We start from the raw sequence: 20,990 nt of genomic DNA, 5'->3' as shown, positions 1-20,990 counted from the left end.
GGCTAATATCCCTTACCCCGTGTACAAAAAAATAGAAATGCCAACAACAAAGTTAATACTGTGCCCACAGCCAGCACTAACCCAAAATTTGCAATCGCCGGTGTGCCAGACAATGCTAGCAAACCAAACCCTAAAAAAGTTGTTAACCCAGCCATAGCTATCGCCAGCAGGGTATAATGCTGCTCTGCTTTCCGGCTTGTATGGCTAAATATTGCGTAATCTATACCAATTCCAAAGACAAGTAATAAAGCCGCAACATGAAATAAATTAATTGCTGATCCCTGTAAAATCACTATCGCCAGGGTGCCTAGCACTGCGCTGGATGGAAGTGCAACTATACTTAAGGCTTGCTTTATTCCTGTTTTAGTTGCAGTTACCAGAAATACAACAATGAATATTAATGGAAGTAATTGCAGCAACAGATCACGCTGTTGTGACATCACATTAGAGATACTTCTGGTAGTATCGACATAGGTTACTCCAGGCAGTAACTCTAAAGATGACAAATCTTCTTTTAAACCATAAATACGAACCACAGAATAACAGTGATTATTTTCACAACCCAACCATAGTCCTTTATATTGCCGACCTGAAACTGGCAACCATTCAGAGAAGTTAAAGGTAGTGAATGGCTGTATTTTAGAACTTAACTGCTGGTTAATATCTTGTGCAGAATAACCCAATTGCTGATAAAAAGATCTGACAGCATCCCCACTGTAAAACTTCGACAATAACTTCCAGTCAGCTTCTTGAACCTCTTTTGGAGGTACCCGGTTGGTTACCCCCTGAAAACCACTAATAATTTCCTTTTCTACTAAATAGTCCAGTTGATTTCTAAGTTCCCACTCCCGTGTTAATACTTGTTGCTCATCTTCACCAAAAACCAGAAAGTAACGGGAATCCGGCCGGGATCTAATCAGAGAATTTAGATCTATTTCATCTTGTGTAAGAAATTCTGGAGGCTGGTAAAACAGTTTTAGATCATCATTAAATTGAATTTTCTGAAGTGCCGCAGCTCCAAAAATCAACAGCCCAATCAATGGAAACAGGTAGTACTTAATATTGAGTTTAGGAAACTGACTGGAAAACGATAAAGGCCTATGCTTAATATTAATCCAGCCTGGGAATAGCAGGATTACAGTCAACCAAGCCCCTATTAAACCACAGCCGACAAAAACCCCTATTTGTTGTAAAAGCGGAAAGGGTGTTAATGCAAGAGAGAAAAATGCCAAGCAGCTTGATATCAAGCCCAGCAATAGCCCAGGTAATATATCCTTATCTTTTGGCTTGCCCAGCCGCAATCTATTACAAATAAAGTGAAATGCGTAATCGATTGCCAATCCAGAAACCGTTGTACCAAATACAAAAGCCAGTATATGAATTTGGCCCAAAATGATAATGACGCCAGATATGCCACTGGCCACGCCACATAGAATTGCGAATGTACAGGCTAGTAGAGGTTTTAATGAGCGAAAGACAACAATACATAGACAGCAAATAGCAAGGATCGAAAGGGAGCCAATCAGGCGTATTTCATCCTGTGCCATAGCAGCAGCATACTCTGTGTGCAGGGGGGCCCCAGCTACCAGCAGCGAATAACCATTTTTTTGGGCCCATTGTTTTAATTCTGACTGTAAAGAAAGAAGTGATATACCGCTCTCTCCAGCCAAATCTACCGGTGCGGCCAGTGTATAAAGCAGGGTAAAAGCTTTATGCCCCTCTGTATGTACCGGGATTCCATCAAAGACTTGTGGAGTAACTCCAATATCAGCGGTGAAGTAATTGAGAAAAGTTGAGAAAGTATCTTTCTCCAAATCAATTCCAGCGCCGTCAGGCCCGTATAATTTACTCAATTGACGCTGTATAAGTTCCTCTGGCGTAGCGTCTAATAACGCCCTATCTTCAGGGCTGAGTAGCTGTTGGCGCAGAGGAAAGAGCAGCTCCCACTCCTCTTTATAGCTTTCAGAATCGGCCCAACGATATTCAACAGACTCTAAAGATTTAGTGGCCTTTAGTTTCTGCGCCAACTCTTGGGTATGCCTGGCCAGACGTTGTGCTTCTTTTCCTTCAGAAACTAAAACCCAAATTAGACTTCCCTGTAATTGCTGACTGACTTTTTTCTGGATGCCAGCACTACTTACCGAGTCGGAGTTATTATCAGCTAATAACAAAATATCTGTTTGTAGCCAGCTAGATTGATAGCGTAATACAGTTATCCCAATAATTACACTAACAAAAGAAAGCCAAATAACAACTCGACGTGACATGAGATTATTTCTGGTTATCTTCTGAGAATTCACTCAGTAGTTGACTGTTATTAGCTTCAACTGAATGTAAATTCATAATATCTATTTCAGTAATTGCCATGTTGGCTTCGGCTAGTACTATTTTCCGAATCTTTTTGTCTCCCACGACTTCTATCGATTCAATAACCTTTCTAAAAGCCTCTTGTTTGGGAATTAAGTTAATTCGCCATTGCTCTTCTGCGATCTGTGGCCCCACCGTAAAAGTCTGATCCAGCTCGCTAAAATCACCATTGATAATCTTTAATAGAGGATCAGCTACATGATTTCCTACAATATTGCTATTGACCCGATTTCCGGAATCAACATCATCTAGTTTAAATATTCGATGGGATTCTATTGGATTCTCTATTCGCCAGCTTAATCCTAACTCTTCAGAAATAGCCAGGACGCCTGAAGAAACCAGAGGCCTGGGCAATTGGGGCAGCCTCTTTGTCTGGGAAAAAGTGCCAAGCATCTGTGGAGATGACACAATATTTTTCTCTATCTCCCGCAAAACCGCCTGCTGCTCCAAAGTCAAAGCAGAAGTTACTATGGAAAATAGAAAACAAATAAAAAATAAAACCAAACGCTTGGCAGTCATCACTAATTTACCCCCAATTTTTCCAGCAAAATTGGAGGCGATGCAAACAGCATTTCGGTACTGCTTATTTCGACAGCTACCTGTACGGTATGTCCTTTTGTTAAGCGTACACCGGTATCTCTATCGGTTATCGTATAATTGATCTTAAACCGATTTTCATATTCAGAAACCTCAGCGCGAATAACAATCCACTGCTGAAATCGCAAAGGCTTTGCATATCGTACACGCAAATCTATGACCGGCCAGGCAAAACCTGATTCCTTCATCTGCTGGTAGTTATATTCCAACTGATCAAACAATGCACATCGGGCTATTTCAAAGTACTTTGCATAATGCCCATGCCAGGCTATTTCCATCATATCCACATCGTGGAAAGGAATTTGTAGTTCAACTTGCGCCATCCATTTTTCAGGGCGCATAGGTTTATTAGTTTTCATATAAGCGCCAATGTCTTTGCTGAATTAATGAAACGAATTTTCTCAATGGCTGTTCAAGCTCTCTATCTTCCTCCAGAAAAGAAAATTCATCTCCTATCTGCCTGATTGTGGTATTAAGAGCGGTAGATAATTTTTCCAAATCCACTCCCCCACTACGAACTCGAAGCTGAATGCCCTGCCAAGCAACCATCAGTGCCGCTGCGGTCGTTTGCTCCGTTAACTGTAATACCCTGTTACAGTCCCTGGCAGCAATGGTGCCCATACTGACCTTATCCTGGTTATGACACTCCGTTGATCTGGAAAAAACACTTGCGGGCATGGTCTGCTTTAGTGCTTCAGCAGTCCAGGCACTCGCACCAATTTGAACAGCCTTAAAGCCGTGGTTAATCGATCTTCGAGGCCCGGTTACACCTGAGAGGTTTGCCGGGAGCCCATTATTGAACTTAACGTCAACCAGTTGGGCTATTTGTCGATCCAGTAAATCAGAGAGATTTGCTACCGCATTCTTCAGGCTATCCATGGCGAAGGCTATATGCCCACCATAGAAGTGCCCACCATGAAGCACCCTCTCGTTTTCACCATCGATGATCGGGTTATCATTAGCACTGTTTAGTTCGTTATGAATAAACTGCTGGAGCCAGGGCAGAGAGTCCTGTAATACACCCACTACATGGGGAGCGCACCGAAGTGAATAGCGATCCTGCAATCGGCTATTTTGTCTTGGAGCGTCACCAACATTGAGATCGTCGTGAATCCACTTTGCAATCTGGTTTTGACCGGGGTGTGGCTTCACTGCAAAAAGCGCGCTATCGAAATGGTAGGCATTGCCATCCAACGCAACGCTCATCATGGAGGTAATACGAGCACTCAGCTGTGCTAGATACTCTGCCCGTTTATAGGCTAAGCACGCTAAGCCAGTCATTGCGGCGGTGCCATTCATTATCGCCAAACCCTCTTTGGGGTACAGCTTTAATGGCTCAATCTGTAATTCATCGAATACCTCAGCAGTATCTCTCTGATGGCCTCGGTACCAAACTTTGCGCTCCCCGCACAAAACCGCAGCAACATAAGACAGTGGGGTCAAGTCGCCACTGGCTCCCACAGACCCCTCTTGGGGAATTACCGGAATAATGTCTTTCTGAAGTAACAGAACCAATTGCTGCAACAACCGAAATCGGACCCCTGAACTGCCCTTTGCAAGGCTGGCAATCCGGGCTGCGACAATCGCTCTACTCTGCTCAAGAGTAAAGACTTCCCCCATTCCACAACCATGGAAGGTAAATAATCGATGAGGTAACTCTTCCACCAGATCTGCAGGAATACTTTCGGTACAAGAATCACCATATCCAGTGGTTACTCCGTAGATCACACCTTCCTTCTGCCAAAGGCTATCTAGGAACTCGGCACCGCGATTTATCCTTGCGACAAAGCTCTCTTCATCAGATAGAGAGATATCGCCACGGCCAGCTGCAATGGTATTTACCTGATCAATAGATAGATCTGTGCCATCAAAGACTATTTGGGTTCGTTGTAGTACTGCTGAATTCATTTTTGTTGATCCCAGAACGGGTAAAAGTTATACCATTGCAAAGGTGCTATATGACAATAGCGCTCCAACCGTCGTGCAAACTCCTCGACAAGAGAGCGAATATGCCCTTCTCTGTCACCGCGTTTCATCACAACGCGATCGCAGAGTTTTTCCATATAGATATCGTATCCGGAAGTACTGCGCAGACAGAAAAGTGTGTACACCGGGCATTTGAGCAGCGCAGCAAGAATATAGGGCCCCTGGGGAAAAGGCGCTTTTCGCCCTAGGAATTCTGCCTCACAAGTGCGTCCCATAGAGTTAATCGGTGTTCTATCACCGACAATAACAACCAGCTCCCCAGCCTCAACAGCCTCGGAGAGTCGCATCGCTAAAGCGGGAGTTACTTCTGTCACCTGGATAAGCCGTACTTGACTCAGGGGATTGAGCATCTTCATCATGCGATTAAATTTCACCGCATGCTTTGTATGCACCAACACATTTACCCGTACCTTTGTCAGGCTGCCAAGTGCCCTGCAAACCTCCAGGTTCCCAAGGTGAGAGCCAATAATTAATCCACCCTGGCCACTAGCGGCCAACTGGTGAAGACCCGCTCTTTCTGGGAAATTTACCTGACTATCCGGGATACCCACAAACCAAGCTTCAAGCTTTTCTCTAGCACTGTTAGCAAAATTAAGGAAAATTTTAAATCCGGTTTTCCAATTCGGTTCTATACCGCTAGATGGGTAGCGTTTAGTGAATAATTCCAAGTACTCCTGGATCGAATTGCGGCCACTCTGATTTTTTAGGTAGTAGCATAAAACTACCGGGTATACCGCAACTTTAAAGGCAATCGGACCCAACCAGTGATGCAACCAGAATAAGAACTTGATACCCAGGAAAAAGCCTTGTTCCCGGTATTTTGACCAGTGTAAATTACTCACGCTTTTCGCCCTACTGTCGAAATACGCAGAGTTCTGGCCAACATGCCAAAAAATAGACGGGTGTGCATTGCCGATATATGGAAGTTATCCTTAAATCCCCGGAAATGGGAAACGCCATCTATTGGGTAGCTCACATTTACAGGTACCTGGCAGAGACCGCCTTTGCTCCAATACCACCGTACCAAGATCTCTGGATCAAAATCCATTCGATCACCGGTATACTCGTTATCTAACAAATCTACAGTTCGAGATAAGGGATAACAACGCAGCCCACACATGGAATCCTTAATCTCCAGAGAAAGAGTATTAATCCAGATCCATACATGAGTTAGATAGCGTCCCCACAAACGAACTTTAGGTACTGATTTATCGTATTGCGGATAGCCACAAATCAGTGAATCAGGGCACTTTCTGCTTTTCTCTAGGAATTGAGGTATATCAGCAGGGCTGTGTTGACCATCGGCATCGACTTGAATTCCATGACTATATCCAAGCGCTTTCGCAGCTCGCAGACCACTTTTTACCGCAGCACCTTTTCCACCATTAGCCTGGCGAACAACCAAGTGAACCCGCGGACCGTAGCCCTGCTCTAAGCGTTGTAGTTCAATTCTACAGGGTTCATCACAGCCATCATCTACCAGAATGTAAGGCAGGTTAAAGTCATCCAGAGATGCTAGCGTCTCTGCGATTGCCCCCTCATGATTATAAACGGGTATTACAAAACAAAAGTTAGACATGGCTGAAGCACAATCTACCACTGCTATATTCTAAATTGCCATCTTGAGTGTTCCGAAAAGAATAATTTAATTTGTTCTTTTCCTGGCTGAACTCCAAAGATAAAGTGACAGCATCACCGGGCATCATTAATTGCTTAAATTTAATCACTTCCATTTGGGTAAACGTACTGCCGGCTTTTACAAGTGGGCGGCCAAAATGCATAGCCCAATCCAGCTGTACTACTCCCGGCACTACCGGTGAGCCTTCAAAATGACCATCCAAGCAAGGCAAATCGTCATTAACCGTAAAATTAACTTGACGAGCATTATCTAATATTTCGCTGCTAATAATCTGTGGCACCATTGCTGCCGGAATTTCATCAAAAAGTTGCATTAGCAGGTCTCTCGTTATTTTTCCCTGTAAGTTAGCGGGGATTTCATCAACAAAACGCCAAGAACGTGGCACAGCCACGCCATCAAGATCCTTGGCCAGGGTTTCTCTAAGTTTACGAACAAGAGAAGCCTTTCCTTTCTTTTGTAATAGTTCTTTCCCGGATTCCGTTAGTGTGGCAACAGCGGCAACTATTTTTCTTTTACGCTCCAGAACAAGTGCATTGGCTTTTACAATATATGAGCTTCCAACTAGTAGGGACTCAACTTGTGTAAGAGAAATTCTTTTCTCTTCAATCTTAACAATGCGATCAGCTCGTCCTTTGAGTTCGAACATACCATCTGTACTTATTTGTACTTTGTCCTGACAAATAAACTCCTTGGGCAACCACGGAGAAGAGACTTTGAGTAACCCATCGCTGTTTTTTGCAATGTTCACTCCCTTTAGTGGACTCCAACTTTTCTGACGCAATTGATTACGCCAGGCAATCCCCCCCGTTTCAGTGCTTCCATAGACCTCTATGGGCTGGATTCCACACAACTGATCAATCGCCTTTGCATCTACTTCCAGTAAAGGCCCCCCAGAAGAAAAGATATCTACTAAGGATTTTCCCAACGCCCATGGCCAGGAAGAAATACGGCGGCTTAACTGTGCAGGGCTTGCAACCCACACGGCAGGCCCCCACTTGTGGGCGTCTTGGAGTAATCCCACAATATCCACATATGTCTTACTAACAAATCGACGCCCGCTGGCTAGTGGCCACAGTAATTTAAACAGTAAGCCATATATATGCTGATGGCTTACAGTTGCCAAAGTAGTTGTATTAGCTACCCGGGGTGACCACTTAAGATTATGGGCCTTAACCTCATTGAGCAGTTGATATAAGGTTTTATCAACGGTTTGTGGTTCACCACTGCTTCCTGATGTGAATAATTGAATACCAGCATCAAAACAACTGGGAACAGAAAGCTCCTCTCTACATTGATCCGGAATATTTATACTAAATGCCGAGCTATCTTCCCAGCTGCCCAGTAATAGGGTTTGCTCACCCAGTTTTTGCTGGGTAAATCGCTTATTATTTGCCGGTATAACAACGACTTCACAACAAGACATAGCAGCAAAAAAGAGCAAGCTAAACTCGTAACTATCTTCACAGAAAATGGCAGCTCTTTTGAACCCAGTTTCGTTTAGGGATTTTTTTAGCTTTCGCTCAATAAATGCCAATTCACGTTTAAATTGGGCGAAAGAAATTTCCCCACGACTTGAATAGCTAACTATTGCTTGGTCATTCGAGTAACCAAACACTTGTTCAAACTGTACTTTGTCCACGACCTTAACTCACACCTTATTTTGGACACGACAACGCAGTAGCCATTCACCGCCCATCATAGTTCCCATTAGCACATATGAAACAAGGCCATTGTAAAGAGTCCAGACTTTCATATCGCCGTTTAAAACAGTTGCCAGTGCGAGGCTTCCATTAATTAAAAAGAATAGGCACCATGCCTTGGTAACCTTTCGTGTATATAGAATACCTTCAGGTGGTAAATCTGGAGTCGTAAGGCGAGCAAGCCGTTCTACTAATGTTTGTGGTTGACTCAAACTGTATAAAAACAGTGAAAATAGAATCAGGTTACAAAGTACTGGATACCAAAGAAGTCCACTTGAATCGCCCCTTAACCAGGAGACGCCAACAACAAAAGCCAAGGCCACGGCCATTAGCTTGGTGCCAATCGCCTTATTCGCGCCGCCAAACAATACCCTTGAAACCGCAACAATCAACAGCAGTAACAGAATACTACTTAAAGACAAGTATTCTATGCCAAAATAAATTGCCACAGGGTACAGTGTCAGAATTATGACCAATATTAGCTGCGCGAATCGACTCACTTCTCCGCCATTACCTTTTCAATTGCACCAACTACATCTCCAACAGTTCTTACACTTTTGAATTCTTCAGGTGCAATTTTCTTTCCAGTAAGCTCTTTTAAACGAACTATCAGGTCAACCGCATCAATGCTATCTATATCCAGATCATCAGCAAGGTGGGCTTCTTCTGTTATATCCTCTTCATCAACCTCAAACATCTCAACAAGGATTTCGGTCAATTTTGGAAAAATGTCTTCTCTATCTTTCAACATACATATCTCTCTTACGCGCGGCTACCATCAACAAATTTTGCCAGGCTGTTCACACTAGCAAAATGTGATTTGGTATCTTCATTTTCTGCATCGATAGATATGTTATATTTCTTCTGCAATGCCAGACCTAGCTCAAGCGCATCAATGGAATCCAAACCTAGACCTTCACCAAATAAAGGCTCATCTGCGATGATTTCCTCTGGTGTAATATCCTCTAGGTTTAGAACCTCAATAATCAGTGTCTTTAGCTCTTCAACCAAATCATTCACGCAGCACACTCCTCAGTATAAAATGCTTTTAATTCTTGGGTAACTTGCCTGGCTACCAATGGGCTTTCGCTTTTTTCTTTCATCTTGAGAATCTCCCAAGATTCAGAGACATCAAATTCAAAATGTGGCCGCGATAACGGAATGCTGTACCACGGGATATTTTTCATCAGCATTGGCGGGTTGCAGCGAATGGTAACCAGAGTCGGACTAATACCAGAACGAAGTGCCATATAGGCAGCCCCCCGCTGGAACTTGAATGGTTTCCCTGGCACAGAGCGGGTTCCTTCCGGAAATAAAACCACTGACTCCCCTTTTTTCAAAGATTTTGAGGCAAGCTCAATTATTTTTTCCGGGTCATCATTGGGAATATAACCCGCAGTCATTACAGCACCACGCATAAAGGGATTTCGAAATAGACTCGCCTTTACAATACAGTTTGCATTAGGTATTCGAGATATAAGAAAAACGACATCAATAAGAGTGGGATGATTAGCCAGTATTAATTGGCCGGGCTCTTGCAGTTTAATCTCATCCTTGAAATCATAAGTATATATCCCTGTTTTGTGCATAAATCCAATAAACAAACGGAAGGCATGATGTATGATTAACCTAGCCTTACGCATACGTACATTTGCATTAGGGTATAAAATTCTGAGAGGTGGAAATAAAATAAATCGAAGGATCAGACCACCAAAACCAAATAGACTAAACGCAACGGCAGTGGCTATCAGCCTAAACCAATACCGATCATACCTCTTGCCAGACTCCAAATTAGTTTGCATTGATTAGTAACTCCCACCCTTTGGCAACAGGTACTTTTCCTGAGTTTTTAATAAGCGCGCTTATCAGAGGTAGCTGATAATCAGCCTCTTCAAATGCCGTTTTTAGTCTGACGCTCGAAGAATTTAGCAAAGTCACTCCAGTACCCTTACTTCCCTCAACTGGTAAGGTTAAGAGTAAAGCTGTAGCACAAACACCTGAGGGACTTTGGGTGCTAGGGTGATACATTTCTGGCAGGGGTTCCTCACAAAATATCAGCAGTATTTCTTTTGCACCTTCCCGCAAAATACCGGTAGCTTCCATTAAACCTGCCAGTAATGGATAGTCACCACCGGCTAAAGCGAGAGCTGGAGATCGTACTTTATTCGCTATAGACAATTGGCCGGCGATCGCATTGTGTACTGATAAGCCAAACGCCGTAGGGGATAAATCTTCTTCCGCAGCAACCCCCTGTAGAAGAGAGTAAGTTCTCATCGCCTCTCCGTGCACAGAGCAACACAGCAGGGGGATATCTCTCTGCTGCAGAAGTGGGTAAGCACTATTAAATACGGCTTTAGACAATGGGCTCAGGCGGCGCCTGAGCATCGCCGGAAGAAAGGAGACATCAGCCAGGGTATCTTCCTGCAGTTCTAACTCGCCACTGTGCCATCGATGCCAGTCCGCAGGTTCCGAAACCCCCGCATACCAAGCTCGCCAATCGGAAATTACAAATTCAATAGACAAACTACTCTTATGGAGCTTGGCTCCAACCCTCAATATCAAGCCTTAGTATCCAGCCAGCTCTACCATTGTTTTTAGGTGGCTTTTTGAGCTTTTCGTGACCGGCAACAGGGCGGGAATGGTACACAAAATGATCAATTCTCGCTAGCAAAAGAACCTTCAATTGGGACTGGTGAGTTTCTTTATTACACCTAAATACACGAGAACTATTCCTTAGGACATTTCTCGTATACTAGCGCCCTTAATTTCACTGGCATAAGGTCAACTTAAGACTTCGTGAGCCTCTAAAAATGATAAAGCTCTCACCAAGAATAAAATTCCCTTAAGGTGACAACTTAAAGGAAAAAACTCTAAACTTAAGAATGATCCTTAATTACCCAATCCGGTATTTATGGTCTATTTCTGAGGCAATTCTGAAGATGTATGTACCCCATCTTTTCCTCAACCATTTACCATGAGAGCCGTTCTGCTATTCAGCTTTGTTAGTGATTACAATCTAAGTCTGAATCGATAGATAAGACTTTATGCTTTATTTTACTTGTTCTTCATTCAAAAATTGGCCTGAAGATTGGCAGGCGAACTCATCTTTCTTATTGAGTGGCACGGAACATTTACGTTTAAAAAACATTCGCAACCAGAATCGGAGGATGCAATTTTTAGCCGGGCGCCTACTCGCGAAAACCCTTATTGCTGAACGGTTCGGATATCCCCCTTCTGATCTAGAGATTGACCCTAAGAACCCTACAGTTGCCAATTTCTCAGGAACCCCTATTGTCAACCTCTCAATCAGCCATACGGCAGACTACCTTGCAGTCTCCATTGGAAAAATTCCGGTTGGTATTGACTGTGAAAGAGACCATCCCAAAAGAGATTGGCTGGCAATAGCCCAGAATTACTTTAGCTCCTATGAGGTGTCCTGGTTACAAAGCTTACCGATAGCCCTCTTAAAGCAAGAGTTTATAAAATCTTGGACCATAAAGGAGGCGCTTGCCAAGTGCAGTGGTGATCCACTCGGTAAGCTGCTTAAAGTCTCTTCACTGGTCGGCCAAGAAGAAAATTGGCCTGAACCCTACTCTGAATACCGATGTTGGAGTGGGCAGCCTGAAGAAGATATCTACCTTTCACTTGTAGTTAGGCCTAGGCCCAATTTTACTTCTAAAGAGGTAATAGGAACTTACCGCAATAGTTTTAAAGGCCCTGCAACTCGAGAAATTCGGCTGAAAGCATCATGACCTGGAGATTCCCTGCTCAAATTAGCCAGGTATCGAGGGAATCTCCAATAACCACTAGTGCACGTTAACTACTGGCTAAACAGGTCCCCAAAGAAATCTCCCTCATACCATGAAGGCTTATCCGCAGCATCCGCCACTTCCCTAGCAATTAGATAATTAACTTCGGTAAATTGCTTAGCAGCTGCATAGCTCACCCCAGCATCAGGCGCATCTCCGGGTTTGTGATAGCTCTCTTTCAGGAATGCCACTTGTTTAGCGGTACCATCAATATTCGGGTCCTGAGCTTCGCGCCCAGTAATTAGGTAAATAGAGGGCACACCGCGGCGAACGAAATTATAGTGATCACTACGAACAAAGATCACTTCTTCTGGCATGGGATCAGGGCTCAATTTTAAACCGCTGAGTTTTGCCGCATGCTCCGCAATCTGGCCAAGGGATGAATGCTCGGCACCAAAGGCAATAATATCGCGGAATGGGTAGAGCAGCATGGGCATATCCAGATTGATATTGGCCACGATGGACTGCAGAGGTACGGTAGGGTATTCGGCAAAGTAGTCCGAGCCGAGTAATCCTTTCTCTTCCCCGGTCACCGCAACAAACAATAGAGAGCGTCGCGGTGCTTGGCCAGACTCCGCAAACAACCGTGCGGTTTCCAGCATTACTGCGATACCTGCGGCGTTATCTTGAGCTCCATAATAAATCTGGCCATCTTCTTTTTTACCGATATGGTCCAGGTGTGCAGAGAAGACCACATATTCATTTTTAAGCACCGGGTCGCTACCCGGTAATACAGCCACAACATTGGGGCTACGCACTTCCTGATGCTTAGAGCTTGTACTCAGGGCAGCACGGTAAGGCAGCGAAAATCCACGGGGATTTTGACCTTTTTCCATAATGCTGAAGATAGCTGCGAGGCTCTGTTGGGCACCGTCGAAGAGTTTGCTCGCCGCATCGATATCGAGCAATACACCAGGATACAAACCGGGGATAGCGCTGCCCGGCTCGCCTTTTCGGTTTACCCAGTCGAAAGTCTCATCGTGACGATGCTCCGCATAGCGCACGAAAGGGCGGCGCTTCTCACGCTCGGGGGTATAAACGGTGATATAACCCACCGCACCATGACGAGCAGCGGTCTCACTCTTGTTGCGGCTTGATGCATAGTGAGCCCCCACTTCACTGGGCAGACTCTTCGGGCGACCACTCAGTATCACTGCAATCTTACCCTTCACATCCAATCCGGCATAATCATCAAGGCCATAGTCCGGCGCTTCAATTCCGTAGCCAACAAACACCAGCTCGGCCTCCAAGCGTGCCTGCTCACTGGACGCAGAAGGCGAGGTGATAAAGTCCCCCCCGAAGGCAAAGCCGACCTCACCTTTGCTCCCCTTTAAAACAAAAGTCGGCTCAGTGCCATTCCAGCTGGCACTACGGAAAGGTACATCCTGGAAATACCCCTGCTCGCCAGCCGGAGCGAGCCCCATGGAGTGGAACTGCGCGGCCACATATTGCGCTGCCTGGAGGTAACCTTCGCTGCCTGTGTCTCTTCCCGCCAGTTCTGCAGAAGCCAGGTAATTCACATCCCGACTGATATTGTCGATATTCGCGCTTGGGGCTGTGCTGGTGGAAACTGGCATACAGGCCACCAGCAGCAACGACAGCAGGCCGCTGAGCAGGACTTTTCTTTTCATCGGATTACTACTTCTCGAATAAATCTTTGCGGTCTGCCAGACAGAACCAACACCGCACCAAAAAGGAGCGCAATCTTACCACGTTCAGACTTAGTGCAGAGCACCAAGATGTGAGTGATCACTTACTTGAAAGGGTTAATATATAGAATTCAGGCGGCCTTGTAGAGCCCAGGAAAGGCTCGGCTTATTGCTGCGGTCACTTCCTCATGGGCCCGATCCGCACAAAACTCTCCATGGGCTGCCAGAAAGTGTAGGAAGGGCAGCTGTAGCAGGCGCTCAAAATCCTCCTGCAGCCAACAGCGTTGGTCCCGGCCTTCAGGAGTCATCCGTGTTCGCCAGGCAGGCGGTACCTGCATCCCCGAGCGCATACCGGACAGTCGCAGCAGATTTCGGCCAAACCAGCTACAACCGCTCCACTTCCCCCAATACTGCAGAGCATCACAGCCCAGCAACAGGCCGTCATTGAAGGGCAGCCACCAGAATGCCTCTGGGTAACGGCTGTAACGCAGTTCCACGAAGCGACTGCCGGGTATTGGACAAACACCACCATCCCTCACCAATCTATCGGCACTAGGTGGATAAAAGTTCGAGCCGGTCTGCCGCCAAAAAGTCAGATCAAAATGGTCACGGTAATAAAGATCATCCTGGCCGTGATGGTAGCCAAGACGCACTGCATGAGCTATTCGGCCGAGATCCTGCAACTTCTCTTCTTGCGCTGGACGCAGGCGTATCGGGTTCACCAGTATCAGCTCTTCCTGCCAACGCACAATGGCCATGTTGCGGTTAATGGTAACCGCCGGAGCCAGTTTTACGGTCCCAGGGACGAAGAACAGGTCTGGTAGTAGTTGGCGAATCTCGCCGTGGGGCTGGGGTTCGGGGTAATTAATACGCACTGGCAAGCGCTCAGGTGTAATACACCCGATTACTGAGCCCGCGTAAAAGCTGTAAGGCTCGCTGCGCGCTCTCTTCAGGGACAAAGACATGATCGTGACGCAGAGCATTTACCATATTGGCCACTATGCCCGCATCAGCCAGCTCCCTGGCGACTGTAGCGGTAAGGCCCACCGCACTGAGACCGGAAAAGACCTGCAGGGTAATTTGTCTGAAGGGCCCGCTGGAAGCAATCCCATACTGCTGTGCCAAGCATCTGGGTAAGATCGCACTCATCCCCTCGCCTTCGCGGAAGATACACAGGCTTTGAGTCAAGACTTCTTCGAGCCGAGCATCCGACACCTGGCAAAACACGTAGGTTTCCTCATGTAACTTTGGGCACATATTTCTCAGGATATTTGCGAGGGAAACTTCTGCAGTCATATCCGGTTTGCCGTTGAAAAAACCTGCTGTGAAAATACTCAGAGAATGGGTGCCAGTCAGAAACCACCTAGTGTAATTATCCAGAGGGAACATTTCCCACAGGTAGAACTACATGGCCATAAGACTTGCTGGATCATCACGTTCTATTAATGGATGACAACACCACTGTCTCAGTGGTTTTTTATTTTAATTTCGCTGACGGGTTTTCACCCTCTTTTTATTGGTTTTTTTCAATTCCTCTCCTTCTAGCTCTGGCTCGCCCGGAGCTGGTGCAGTATTCACCTCTAAATCGGGGGTATCTTTCTTTTCCCAGCGTTGCAACATTCTATCAATCGCTTTTTCCAGACGCACACGAGGGAACTCGGGACAGGGAGCACCCTTGCCAGGATCATGCCAGGCAGATAATGGTGCAACAAAAACAATCAGAGATTTATGCAAGCGATCCCGACCGATACTCACTTCCGTCCAGGTAGTCTGCCAGGCAAATTTACCTCGCACTGAATAATCGCTCTCATAGGATTTTAAAGTGAGAAAATAGGGATATATTTTTCCTCTGCGGCAAATGATTCTACGACCGGTTTTTATATTGGCCATTTGGGTGAAAGGATCAAAATACCAGTGGATATCGTAGCCAAAAGCAAATTGCATTTTTCCGTCATGTGGGAGAAAAGCGTAGGAGCGGCCAGTACCATCGGGTTTTAGACTCCATACATGGCGGGCCTCCCCATCTCTGGAGATTAGCCAGGCACCTACCCACTGGCTGGCATTCAGCTTGGATTGAGCGTGCCAGCCCGCATTGCGCTGCTGTGTCTGTTCACTCTGTTTTTCTTTTTTTTTCTGCTCCTCCTTGGCAAAAGCTGAAAATGCTGTGAGCAAAAATACCAGAGTCAAAACCAAGGACTTTTGCATCACAGCTCTACTCCAATATTCGGCGCTCCCCTCCCTGAGTGGAAAATTCCTGTTTTTTTCTTACTCGGATACATAAATCAGCTGGCAATGTTGGGGCAGTTACTACCGGCTTTAGGCGTACTCCAGTCACTCAATCGGCGCTGGAAACTCAGTAACCCACCGCCAGCCTGCAGCCAGTGCCGCCCGTCTATTACGGCAAATAACAGAGTGGAGCGGCTCCAACCACGAAACGCCACCGAGACCACACCGCCCTTACAGCTAACGGAAGCACCGGTGCGGACCCGCACACGATCACCATCCAGTTGCCAGTTAATGGCAAAGCCATGAGTCAATCTGCCACCGGAGTTAAAGCCATAGGCATAACCGGAGCCATCGGCATTGAGTTGCCAAACCAGTTGGTCGTCACCTTCACTCACTACCAACCAGTTGCCAGCCCACCTTTGTTGAGCTGATTCCGCCGTTGCCATCGAGGGCAATAACAGGAACAGCATTAAGGCAATGGCACAACTCTGTCGTATGGCGACAAACACAAAATTCGAAGGGGGATTACGCAAATACTTCATGCGCTGCTCTACCGTAAGTGCTCCACGGTAAGAACCGCGGAAAGGGGTTGCTGTAAACGGCGGCTAGCGTCACCGCCAATTTTCCTGGCCGGTTACGGCCACAGGCCAAAAAAACCGGCGTGAAAAATCGCACAGGCGCTATTTTTCACATCCCTTGCTTAGTAAGGCTAGACGCTAAATCCCACAGTGGCATTAGAAGCATTAAAAATATTTATTGAGGCGCCACTATGGGGGAGTGGAATTAGAAAGGCTGTTAGATAGGGCTACGAGCAATCATTATTTTGAGTGAGCATCAGACAGGTTTTTATCCGCACGCCACACACGGTATTTCAATTGGACGCCCTCCGGCAGATACACCACCAGGGGCTGGCTACTTGAATAAGGCAGTATCAGGCCGTTACCGCGCACGCGGATAAAACGGCGCGATTCGGAATCGGACCCGCAAACTTTACTGGTACCTTTGGAGGGCTTTGGTTCTGCCAGCACATAATAGGGGTAACCCCAACCCGGTAGAACCTGGCGCTGTAAGGGCGCGCTATAACTGCGCAAGTTGCAATCGGCCAATGCATTCTTGCCTGGCACTAACTCAACCATAAAGCGGCTCTCATCGACCACCTTGGGCAACTCAATAACATGGCGCCGCTTACCCTCAACTTCTGCAGGAAAGGCATCTAGCGGTTCGGCCGCCTGAAGCGGCACCACACAACAGAGAATAAGAGCGGAGAATAAGGATCTTGCCACGGCGACTTCCTCACGGCTGATCAGCTGATTTGGCGCACAAACCCTTTAAAGTCTAGACCGCTTTCTCCAGCGCAGTCCCCACCAAAGTGACACCCCCAGTGCTAGTGCCAATGCAAAGAGCAATGCCGCCCATAAATAGCTGATGTGTCCCCCCGGCATTGGTTCCAGGCGTGCTCTGGCTCTTCCCAGCAAGGTGCCTAAATTTTGAATTGAAGCGATCACATCAGTATTGGGCGCGTTTGAGAGCACTTCTCGGCGCAATGTTTGCCATTGGGCTTGTAACTTGCTGTACAAAACCCGGTCGCTCATTTCAATGGATTGCTGTAACGGCTTATAGCCCTCTCGATAGGCAAGCATCAATTTGTGATAAGCACCGGCATTGTCACCGCCTCGATAAGCGGTTTCCGCCAAGCTTAGTAACCCCTCTGCGCGAGTAAGGGGGTGTTCGAGGGAGCGGATCAGGTGCGGGTGGCCCCGCCACCACAATAAGGCACTCCTGGCATCAGTGGGCAACTCAATCGGTCGGGTTACCGCCATACCCGGCAGACTGATCAGTGCTGGATAGCGCTCGGCAAGATCGGCGGAGGGTGGCAGCTGATTTTTTACTGCAAAAGCGGCCACCGTCACCGCGAGAGCCCAGCGCTGGCGACTATTTAAGTCGCCATCAACCCGCTCGCTATGCACGCTATCCACGTTGGGGTCGAGAGTATTGTAGAGGTCATAAAGACTGAAGCTCGCCATCCGCCTAGCATCGCGCAGATCGGGCAGGGCTCCATCACCCTGGCCCCATCTACCGTGGCAGCTGGCGCAGCGCTGTTGGAAAAGGGGAGCAGCCAAGCTGGCTGAAGGCAGTGAGTGGGCTGGTGAACGCTGCATTTGATAGAGAGCCGCCAATCGGTCGGCTATCTCATTGGCGCGCCTTCGCACTTTTTCAGCATCCTCGCGTCGGCTCAAAGCCTCCTGTAACCCTGTCATGCTGTTTTCCAGGGCTGAACGGCCCGGTTTATCTGGCAAGTTCCGCACCAGATCCAGCGCCTCGGCAGCATGGTCTTGCTGGAGTTGATAGAGACCTGTATCGATGACTTGGCCTTTATCGATAGCATCCCCGTAACCCACAGCGATATAGGAAAGCAGGTTGCTCGCGCGCGCGGCAAGCTTGTCATTTTCCGCGACCTGCTGCGCCCAAAGAGATTGAACTGAGAGGGCCAGCAAGAGTAGTAAAGTCCATGAATTTCGCAAAAATGACTTCCTGTTACTGGCAGATAACGAATGGGGTGGTAGTCGTTAATTGTGGCAAACGCCTAGATACAAAAAACCCCGCACTGGGCGGGGTTTGTTTTCAGCTGGACTGTTAGCCTCGATCGGCGCGCTCCTTGGCGATCAAGTAATCCGCTACCTGCAGCATCAATTCCTGACCATTGCTCTTGCCCTTGTAACCCGGCAGAGAGGAGCTGATACGGTACTTACCAGCCACAACCACTTCAGGTGTACCAGTCATTTTATAGGCGCGCTGATTGGCGACACCCTGCTTGACCTTGCTGTTGATGGCGAAGGAGTTCATCAGCTTGGCCGCTTTGGCACCATCGGCGCCATGCTTGTTAAATAAGGCTTCAATAGCAGCCAGGTCGGGCTTAAAGTTGCGACCTTCACGAATCGCCAGCATTTGGCGCTGGTTGTAGATGGTGTTGAACAGCGGAGTGTGCATTTTTTCCAGAACACCCATGGCATCAGCCACGTAGAACAAGCGGGCGTGAACATCCATCACTGGCTGCCAGATAGCCGGCAGCTTCACCAAGGAGACATCACTGGGCATTTTTTCTTTCCAGCGCTCCAGCGTCGGTTCGAAATGAAAGCAGTGGGCACAGCCATACCAGAACATCTCGGTCACTTCGATTTTATTGGCGTTTTTTTGCGCTACCGCCTGTGGCAGCACTTGGTAGTGTTGGCCCGCCTTGAATTCACCGCCTTCTTGGGCGCAGGCGACTAGGCTGAACAACACAGCCAAAACCATCGTTATAGGGGCGAGAACTGCTCTCATAAGTCTTCTCCAGCTTGTACATTCGTGGTTCGAGCGCCTGATTTGGCGGCATACTGTCGGGCCACTGAGGACACAATAGACAGCGCAGATTATTTAAGTTCCCAGCGCCAGGCGCAAGGAAAGGTCGCAAAAGTGGCAATACTTTACCCAATTCCCGCCCACTTGAGCGAGCGTCGGGCACAAAAAAGGCCGGTGTGTGACCGGCCTCTCGTTACTGTGGCTAACCCTTTTAGTCGGTCAGACCAGCGATATAGTTGGCAACCGCCTTGATCTCTGCATCGGAGAGCTGCTTGGCAACGGTGCGCATGGTGCGGATCTCACCATCATTGGCACGAGTACCCGCACGGAAGGCTTTCAGCTGCGCTTCAATATACTCCGGATACTGACCGGACAGGCGCGGATAACCCGCCGGGGCATTGCCCTGACCGGTGGGAGAGTGACAGCCCATGCAAGCCGGTACGCCAGTTTCTTTATTGCCTGCGCGGAACAGCTTGCGGCCAAGGATTAGGCTATCGACACTGTCACCGCTATTAAGCATCACCGGGAAGGCTGTGGAGCCAGTCAGCTGCATTGGCTGGGAGGCGAAGTAGGCGGCGATATCCTGCAGGTCTTGGTCGTTAAAGTTATCCAGCTGACCGATCATCTGCGGTATGTCGCGAGTTTTGCTCTGGATGTCTTGGAGCTGCTTATAGAGGTACTTTTCACCGAGGCCAGCGATTTTTGGGAAAGCTGGTGACAGGCTGTTGCCATCAGCACCGTGACAGGCGGCGCACTGGGCGGCCTTAGCCTTGCCCGCAGCAGCATCGCCAGAAGCCATTGCAAAAGGTACGGCCCCCAAGCCGAAAACCAAACCGAGTGCCAGAGCAGTGTTCTTGATAATGCTGTTCATACGTCGTCCCGTTGCGCGCTGAAATATGGCGTTTCGTGTCGCCCCCGATAGTCCTGCGACGCGAAAACCGCGGCATTATATACTTGCGCGCCAAGCGAGTGTACTGAATCAGCAGACTTAAACGATGCCAATTAACAAATTTGAAGCCCAACCACAGAAACTGAACTATCGTTCCATACGATTTCTCACCAGCGCCCCCACTCTGGCACAGTGTCCTGAAGACATTGGCGCCGAGGTGGCCTTTGCCGGCCGCTCCAATGCGGGCAAGTCCAGCGCCATCAATGCCCTGACCAGCAACAACAAGCTGGCGCGCACCTCTAAAACCCCCGGGCGCACCCAGCTGATCAACTTTTTCAGCCTGTCAGAAGACCAGCGCCTAGTAGACTTACCGGGCTATGGCTACGCCAAGGTAGCCCGTGCTATGAAAGACGAGTGGCAGCGCCATCTGGCCGAGTACCTGGAGCAGCGCACCTGCCTGCGCGGCCTGGTGTTATTGATGGACATACGCCAGCCTCTCAAGGAGTTCGATCTGCATATGCTCACCTGGGCGGTAGAGGCAGGACTGCCCGTGCATATCCTGCTTACCAAGGCCGATAAAATGAAAAATGGCCCGGCCAACAACGCCCTGTTCGCCGTGGAGAAATCCCTCAAGGAGCAAGGGTTGAGTCGCGGCGTTACCCTACAGACCTTTTCTTCACTGAAAAAAACCGGCCTCGACAAGCTGGAGCGCAAGCTAAACACCTGGCTGGCGCCCCAGACCGATACTGAAGTGCCAACCGAGACTGAAAGCTAAAGCAAACTCTGGGG

General features: G+C 47.7%; 23 protein-coding genes. 2 read left to right on the top strand and 21 right to left on the bottom strand.

The window, feature by feature from the left end; translation table 11 throughout:
• Window positions 1-2 precede the first annotated feature (2 nt).
• Genes ACJJIJ_RS18570 through ACJJIJ_RS18515 form a run of 12 tightly spaced genes read right to left on the bottom strand, consistent with a single transcriptional unit; the run spans window position 3 to window position 10,812 of the window.
• Complete coding sequence (locus ACJJIJ_RS18570; protein WP_444891666.1) at window positions 3-2,267, bottom strand: MMPL family transporter; 2,265 nt, start codon at window positions 2,265-2,267, stop codon at window positions 3-5.
• 4 nt (window positions 2,268-2,271) lie between these two features.
• Window positions 2,272-2,889 carry a LolA family protein gene (locus ACJJIJ_RS18565; RefSeq protein WP_444891667.1) on the bottom strand — a complete coding sequence of 206 codons (618 nt, stop codon included), beginning with the start codon at window positions 2,887-2,889 and terminating at the stop codon, window positions 2,272-2,274.
• Window positions 2,889-3,323, bottom strand: coding sequence for an acyl-CoA thioesterase (locus tag ACJJIJ_RS18560; RefSeq protein WP_444891668.1), 435 nt, complete (start codon window positions 3,321-3,323; stop codon window positions 2,889-2,891). The genes ACJJIJ_RS18565 and ACJJIJ_RS18560 overlap by 1 nt, the downstream gene beginning before the upstream one ends.
• Window positions 3,313-4,872: an HAL/PAL/TAL family ammonia-lyase gene (locus ACJJIJ_RS18555; protein WP_444938109.1), complete on the bottom strand. Its 1,560-nt coding sequence runs from the start codon at window positions 4,870-4,872 to the stop codon at window positions 3,313-3,315. The genes ACJJIJ_RS18560 and ACJJIJ_RS18555 overlap by 11 nt, the downstream gene beginning before the upstream one ends.
• Window positions 4,869-5,792, bottom strand: coding sequence for a lysophospholipid acyltransferase family protein (locus ACJJIJ_RS18550; RefSeq protein ID WP_444891670.1), 924 nt, complete (start codon window positions 5,790-5,792; stop codon window positions 4,869-4,871). The genes ACJJIJ_RS18555 and ACJJIJ_RS18550 overlap by 4 nt, the downstream gene beginning before the upstream one ends.
• Window positions 5,789-6,529 carry a glycosyltransferase family 2 protein gene (locus ACJJIJ_RS18545; RefSeq protein WP_252084039.1) on the bottom strand — a complete coding sequence of 247 codons (741 nt, stop codon included), beginning with the start codon at window positions 6,527-6,529 and terminating at the stop codon, window positions 5,789-5,791. Before ACJJIJ_RS18545 ends, ACJJIJ_RS18550 begins: the two co-directional genes overlap by 4 nt.
• Window positions 6,522-8,228: an ApeI family dehydratase gene (locus ACJJIJ_RS18540; RefSeq protein ID WP_252084038.1), complete on the bottom strand. Its 1,707-nt coding sequence runs from the start codon at window positions 8,226-8,228 to the stop codon at window positions 6,522-6,524. The genes ACJJIJ_RS18545 and ACJJIJ_RS18540 overlap by 8 nt, the downstream gene beginning before the upstream one ends.
• 9 nt (window positions 8,229-8,237) lie before the next feature.
• Window positions 8,238-8,789, bottom strand: coding sequence for a COG4648 family protein (locus ACJJIJ_RS18535; RefSeq protein WP_444938108.1), 552 nt, complete (start codon window positions 8,787-8,789; stop codon window positions 8,238-8,240).
• Complete coding sequence (locus tag ACJJIJ_RS18530; RefSeq protein ID WP_252084036.1) at window positions 8,786-9,040, bottom strand: acyl carrier protein; 255 nt, start codon at window positions 9,038-9,040, stop codon at window positions 8,786-8,788. The genes ACJJIJ_RS18535 and ACJJIJ_RS18530 overlap by 4 nt, the downstream gene beginning before the upstream one ends.
• Window positions 9,041-9,051: 11 nt before the next feature.
• Window positions 9,052-9,309, bottom strand: coding sequence for an ApeE family acyl carrier protein (locus tag ACJJIJ_RS18525; RefSeq protein WP_252084035.1), 258 nt, complete (start codon window positions 9,307-9,309; stop codon window positions 9,052-9,054).
• Window positions 9,306-10,091 (bottom strand): lysophospholipid acyltransferase family protein, encoded by a 786-nt coding sequence (locus tag ACJJIJ_RS18520; RefSeq protein WP_444891672.1) that lies wholly within the window; start codon window positions 10,089-10,091, stop codon window positions 9,306-9,308. The genes ACJJIJ_RS18525 and ACJJIJ_RS18520 overlap by 4 nt, the downstream gene beginning before the upstream one ends.
• Window positions 10,081-10,812 (bottom strand): beta-ketoacyl synthase chain length factor, encoded by a 732-nt coding sequence (locus ACJJIJ_RS18515; RefSeq protein WP_444891673.1) that lies wholly within the window; start codon window positions 10,810-10,812, stop codon window positions 10,081-10,083. Before ACJJIJ_RS18515 ends, ACJJIJ_RS18520 begins: the two co-directional genes overlap by 11 nt.
• 521 nt (window positions 10,813-11,333) lie before the next feature.
• On the opposite strand from ACJJIJ_RS18515, the gene ACJJIJ_RS18510 reads away from it, so the two are divergent.
• Window positions 11,334-12,041, top strand: a complete 708-nt coding sequence (locus tag ACJJIJ_RS18510; RefSeq protein WP_444891674.1) for a 4'-phosphopantetheinyl transferase family protein — start codon at window positions 11,334-11,336, stop codon at window positions 12,039-12,041.
• 68 nt (window positions 12,042-12,109) lie between these two features.
• Here ACJJIJ_RS18510 and ACJJIJ_RS18505 read toward each other — a convergent pair whose 3' ends face one another.
• The 9 genes from ACJJIJ_RS18505 to ACJJIJ_RS18465 form a co-directional block, all read right to left on the bottom strand.
• On the bottom strand, window positions 12,110-13,729 hold the full coding sequence (locus ACJJIJ_RS18505) for a M28 family metallopeptidase (protein WP_444938107.1): 1,620 nt from the start codon (window positions 13,727-13,729) through the stop codon (window positions 12,110-12,112).
• 149 nt (window positions 13,730-13,878) lie between these two features.
• Window positions 13,879-14,622, bottom strand: a complete 744-nt coding sequence (locus ACJJIJ_RS18500) for a hypothetical protein (protein WP_252084030.1) — start codon at window positions 14,620-14,622, stop codon at window positions 13,879-13,881.
• A 10-nt stretch (window positions 14,623-14,632) separates the two neighbouring features.
• On the bottom strand, window positions 14,633-15,043 hold the full coding sequence (locus tag ACJJIJ_RS18495; protein ID WP_444883311.1) for an ACT domain-containing protein: 411 nt from the start codon (window positions 15,041-15,043) through the stop codon (window positions 14,633-14,635).
• 186 nt (window positions 15,044-15,229) lie between these two features.
• The gene (locus tag ACJJIJ_RS18490) at window positions 15,230-15,955 is read right to left on the bottom strand and encodes a hypothetical protein (protein WP_444891676.1); all 726 of its coding nucleotides are present in this window, start codon (window positions 15,953-15,955) and stop codon (window positions 15,230-15,232) included.
• A 74-nt stretch (window positions 15,956-16,029) separates the two neighbouring features.
• Complete coding sequence (locus ACJJIJ_RS18485) at window positions 16,030-16,515, bottom strand: hypothetical protein (RefSeq protein ID WP_444887657.1); 486 nt, start codon at window positions 16,513-16,515, stop codon at window positions 16,030-16,032.
• A gap of 276 nt (window positions 16,516-16,791) precedes the next feature.
• A complete protein-coding gene (locus ACJJIJ_RS18480; protein WP_444887656.1) occupies window positions 16,792-17,256 on the bottom strand; it encodes an ecotin family protein in 465 nt (154 codons plus the stop codon).
• A 45-nt stretch (window positions 17,257-17,301) separates the two neighbouring features.
• Window positions 17,302-18,495, bottom strand: a complete 1,194-nt coding sequence (locus ACJJIJ_RS18475; protein WP_444938106.1) for a c-type cytochrome — start codon at window positions 18,493-18,495, stop codon at window positions 17,302-17,304.
• 112 nt (window positions 18,496-18,607) lie between these two features.
• Window positions 18,608-19,294, bottom strand: a complete 687-nt coding sequence (locus ACJJIJ_RS18470; protein WP_252084024.1) for a thiol:disulfide interchange protein DsbA/DsbL — start codon at window positions 19,292-19,294, stop codon at window positions 18,608-18,610.
• A gap of 229 nt (window positions 19,295-19,523) precedes the next feature.
• Window positions 19,524-20,183 (bottom strand): c-type cytochrome, encoded by a 660-nt coding sequence (locus tag ACJJIJ_RS18465; protein ID WP_444883307.1) that lies wholly within the window; start codon window positions 20,181-20,183, stop codon window positions 19,524-19,526.
• Window positions 20,184-20,307: 124 nt separating this feature from the next.
• On the opposite strand from ACJJIJ_RS18465, the gene yihA reads away from it, so the two are divergent.
• Window positions 20,308-20,976 (top strand): ribosome biogenesis GTP-binding protein YihA/YsxC, encoded by a 669-nt coding sequence (gene yihA / locus ACJJIJ_RS18460; RefSeq protein ID WP_444938105.1) that lies wholly within the window; start codon window positions 20,308-20,310, stop codon window positions 20,974-20,976.
• Window positions 20,977-20,990: the final 14 nt, after the last annotated feature.

The sequence above is a fragment of the Microbulbifer mixtoriginis (SeqCode) genome (genome assembly GCF_052467945.1).
Note: the sequence above shows the minus strand (reverse complement) of the source record. Positions and strands in the feature narration are given on the sequence as shown.

Excerpts from the sequence above, each read along its gene's own strand:
- ACJJIJ_RS18470 (WP_252084024.1), bottom strand. The coding sequence starts at position 19,294 with ATGAGAGCAGTTCTCGCCCCTATAACGATGGTTTTGGCTGTGTTGTTC.
- ACJJIJ_RS18570 (WP_444891666.1), bottom strand. The coding sequence starts at position 2,267 with ATGTCACGTCGAGTTGTTATTTGGCTTTCTTTTGTTAGTGTAATTATT.
- ACJJIJ_RS18555 (WP_444938109.1), bottom strand. The coding sequence starts at position 4,872 with ATGAATTCAGCAGTACTACAACGAACCCAAATAGTCTTTGATGGCACA.
- ACJJIJ_RS18520 (WP_444891672.1), bottom strand. The coding sequence starts at position 10,091 with ATGCAAACTAATTTGGAGTCTGGCAAGAGGTATGATCGGTATTGGTTT.
- ACJJIJ_RS18485 (WP_444887657.1), bottom strand. The coding sequence starts at position 16,515 with ATGAAGTATTTGCGTAATCCCCCTTCGAATTTTGTGTTTGTCGCCATA.
- ACJJIJ_RS18510 (WP_444891674.1), top strand. The coding sequence starts at position 11,334 with ATGCTTTATTTTACTTGTTCTTCATTCAAAAATTGGCCTGAAGATTGG.
- ACJJIJ_RS18495 (WP_444883311.1), bottom strand. The coding sequence starts at position 15,043 with ATGACTGCAGAAGTTTCCCTCGCAAATATCCTGAGAAATATGTGCCCA.
- ACJJIJ_RS18530 (WP_252084036.1), bottom strand. The coding sequence starts at position 9,040 with ATGTTGAAAGATAGAGAAGACATTTTTCCAAAATTGACCGAAATCCTT.
- yihA (WP_444938105.1), top strand. The coding sequence starts at position 20,308 with ATGCCAATTAACAAATTTGAAGCCCAACCACAGAAACTGAACTATCGT.
- ACJJIJ_RS18465 (WP_444883307.1), bottom strand. The coding sequence starts at position 20,183 with ATGAACAGCATTATCAAGAACACTGCTCTGGCACTCGGTTTGGTTTTC.
- ACJJIJ_RS18560 (WP_444891668.1), bottom strand. The coding sequence starts at position 3,323 with ATGAAAACTAATAAACCTATGCGCCCTGAAAAATGGATGGCGCAAGTT.
- ACJJIJ_RS18545 (WP_252084039.1), bottom strand. The coding sequence starts at position 6,529 with ATGTCTAACTTTTGTTTTGTAATACCCGTTTATAATCATGAGGGGGCA.
- ACJJIJ_RS18505 (WP_444938107.1), bottom strand. The coding sequence starts at position 13,729 with ATGAAAAGAAAAGTCCTGCTCAGCGGCCTGCTGTCGTTGCTGCTGGTG.